The organism is Burkholderia sp. A9, assembly GCF_000801975.1.
This window is the reverse complement of the sequence record NZ_JSZN01000047.1, coordinates 1-2703: the sequence shown is the minus strand read 5'-3', so window position 1 is coordinate 2703 and position 2703 is coordinate 1. Positions and strand designations below refer to the sequence as shown.

Below are 2703 nucleotides of genomic sequence, written 5' to 3'. Positions count from 1 at the left end.
CGCAAGTACGACATCCTGCTGGTCGCGGACGAAGTGATCGGCGGGTTCGGCCGCACCGGCGAATGGTTCGCCCACCAGCACTTCGGCTTCGAGCCGGACCTGATCACGATGGCCAAGGGCCTGACGTCGGGTTACGTGCCGATGGGTGCGGTCGGCATCCATGAACGCATCGCACGCCCGATCATCGACAACGGCGAGTTCAATCACGGCCTCACGTACTCGGGTCACCCGGTCGCCGCGGCGGTCGCGGTCGCGAACCTGAAGCTGCTGCGCGACGAAGGGATCGTCGAGCGCGTGAAGCACGACACGGGCCCTTACTTCCAGGCGCTGATGCGCGAAACCTTCGCGCGTCACCCGATCGTCGGCGAAGTGCACGGTCACGGGATGGTCGCGAGCCTGCAGCTCGCCGAGTCGCCGGCCGAACGCCGCCGCTTCGCGAACGGCGGCGAGGTCGGCACGATCTGCCGCGACTTCTGCTTCAACGGCAACCTGATCATGCGTGCGACCGGCGACCGGATGCTGCTGTCGCCACCGCTCGTGATCTCGCGTCAGGAAATCGATGAGCTCGTATCGAAGGCGAAGAAGGCCGTCGATGCGACCGCCCAGCAACTGGGCCTTTCGTAACGGCTTTGCCTACAGGCGTGCGGCGGGCGCCGCACGCCACCATAACCCAAGGGAATTCCACCATGCGTGCCTGCCTTCTTCGCCAAGCCTGTTCCGTCGCGGCCCTTGCCGCCGCGGCCGCGTTCACGTCGGTCGCCAGCCCGTCGGCGCATGCCGACGAGCTGAACGTCTACAACTGGTCCGACTACATCGCACCCGACACGATCCCGAACTTCCAGAAGCAGACGGGCATCCACGTCAAGTACGACAATTACGACAGCGACGACACGCTGCAGGCGAAGCTGTTGGCGGGCAGCTCGGGCTACGACATCGTCGTGCCGACCTCGAACTACATGGCCAAGCAGATCCAGGCCGGCGTGTACCAGAAGCTCGACAAGTCGAAGATCCCGAACCTCGCGAACCTCGATCCGCTGCTGATGAAGATGATCTCGGATGCCGATCCGGGCAACCAGTACGGCGTCCCCTGGGCGTACGGCACGGACGGCATCGGCTACAACGCGCAGGCGGTAAAGAAGGCGCTCGGCGACAAGGCGCCGGTCGACAGCTGGGCACTGGTGTTCGACCCGGGCAACATGGAGAAGCTGAAAGGCTGCGGCGTGTCGTTCCTCGACCAGGCCGTCGACGTGTTCGCGGCCACGCTGCAGTACATGGGCAAGGATCCCAACAGCAAGAACCCCGGCGACTACCAGGCGGCGTTCGAAGTCCTGAAGAAAGTCCGCCCGTACATCACCCAGTTCAACTCGTCCGGCTACATCAACGACCTCGCGAACAACGACGTATGCGTCGCGCTCGGCTGGTCGGGCGACGTCGGCATCGCGCACCGTCGCTCGTCGGAGGCGAAGCGCTCGTACGACATCAAGTTCTCGAACCCGAAGGAAGGTGGCCTGCTGTGGTTCGACGTGATGGTGATCCCGAAGGACGCACCGCACCCGGAAAGCGCGATGAAGTGGATCAACTACGTGTCCGATCCGAAGGTCAACGCGGCGATCACCAACACGGTGTTCTACCCGACCGCGAACAAGGCCGCGCACCCGTTCGTCACGCCGTCCGTCGCCCAGGACCCGACCGTCTATCCGCCGGAAGACGTGCTGAAGAAGATGGTGCTGATGAAGCCGATGCCGGCCGACATCCTGCGCCTCGAGAACCGTCTGTGGGCGCAATTGAAGACGGGCCACTGATCGCGAACCATCACGGCGGCGCAGGCATCGGCTGATCGTCGGCTGACGCCTGCCCGCTCGAGATCCGCGGACGTTCCGTCCGCCCGCGCGCACCGCGCGCCCTGTTCCATCCGGCACGAGCCGTTGTCCGCGAGTCGCGTTGCGCGCCTCGTGCGGGGACGCTCACGCCTGCAATCCGTGAAGAACGAATGGTGACTCCCATGCAATCGATACCCTCTTCCGCTGCCGCACGCCAGACCCAACCGGCCCCCGTGGCCCGTTCGAAGAACGACGCGTTCGTGCGCATCGAAAACGTCGTGAAGAAATTCGGCGACAGCACCGCCGTCGACAACGTGAACCTGACGATCGCGAAGAACGAGCTGTTCGCGCTGCTCGGCAGCTCCGGCTGCGGCAAGTCGACGCTGCTGCGCATGCTCGCCGGGCTGGAGACGGCCACCTCCGGCAAGATCTTCGTCGACGGCGAGGACCTTGCCTCACTGCCGCCGTACCGGCGCCCGGTCAACATGATGTTCCAGTCGTATGCGTTGTTCCCGCACATGTCGGTCGAGTCGAACGTCGCGTTCGGCCTGAAGCAGGAAGGCACGCCGAAGCACGAGATCAAGGAACGCGTGGCCGACGCGCTCGCGCTGGTGCAGATGAGCAAGTACGCGAAGCGCAAGCCGCATCAGCTGTCCGGCGGCCAGCAGCAGCGCGTCGCGCTCGCACGCTCGCTGGTCAAGCGCCCGAAGCTGCTGCTGCTCGACGAGCCCATGTCCGCGCTCGACAAGAAGATCCGCCAGAAGACCCAGCTCGAACTCGTGAACATCATCGAGAAGGTCGACGTGACCTGCGTGATGGTCACGCACGACCAGGAGGAGGCGATGACGATGGCGAGCCGCCTCGCAGTGATGAGCGAAGGCAA

The 2703-nt window shown here is 64.8% G+C and carries 3 protein-coding genes; all 3 read left to right on the top strand.

All coding sequences use genetic code 11. The annotated features are described in order from the left end of the window. Positions 1–624 (top strand): aminotransferase class III-fold pyridoxal phosphate-dependent enzyme (locus PI86_RS15155; protein WP_039324106.1); only part of this gene is annotated, 624 nt, incomplete at its 5' end. A gap of 62 nt (positions 625–686) precedes the next feature. Then, a complete protein-coding gene (locus PI86_RS15150) occupies positions 687–1802 on the top strand; it encodes a polyamine ABC transporter substrate-binding protein (RefSeq protein WP_039324103.1) in 1116 nt (371 codons plus the stop codon). A gap of 200 nt (positions 1803–2002) precedes the next feature. Next, on the top strand, positions 2003–2703 hold a 701-nt coding region (locus PI86_RS15145), incomplete at its 3' end, for an ABC transporter ATP-binding protein (RefSeq protein ID WP_039324109.1).

Bases quoted from the DNA above. Each gene is read 5' to 3' on its own strand.
- PI86_RS15150 (WP_039324103.1), top strand. From the start codon at position 687: ATGCGTGCCTGCCTTCTTCGCCAAGCCTGTTCCGTCGCGGCCCTTGCC.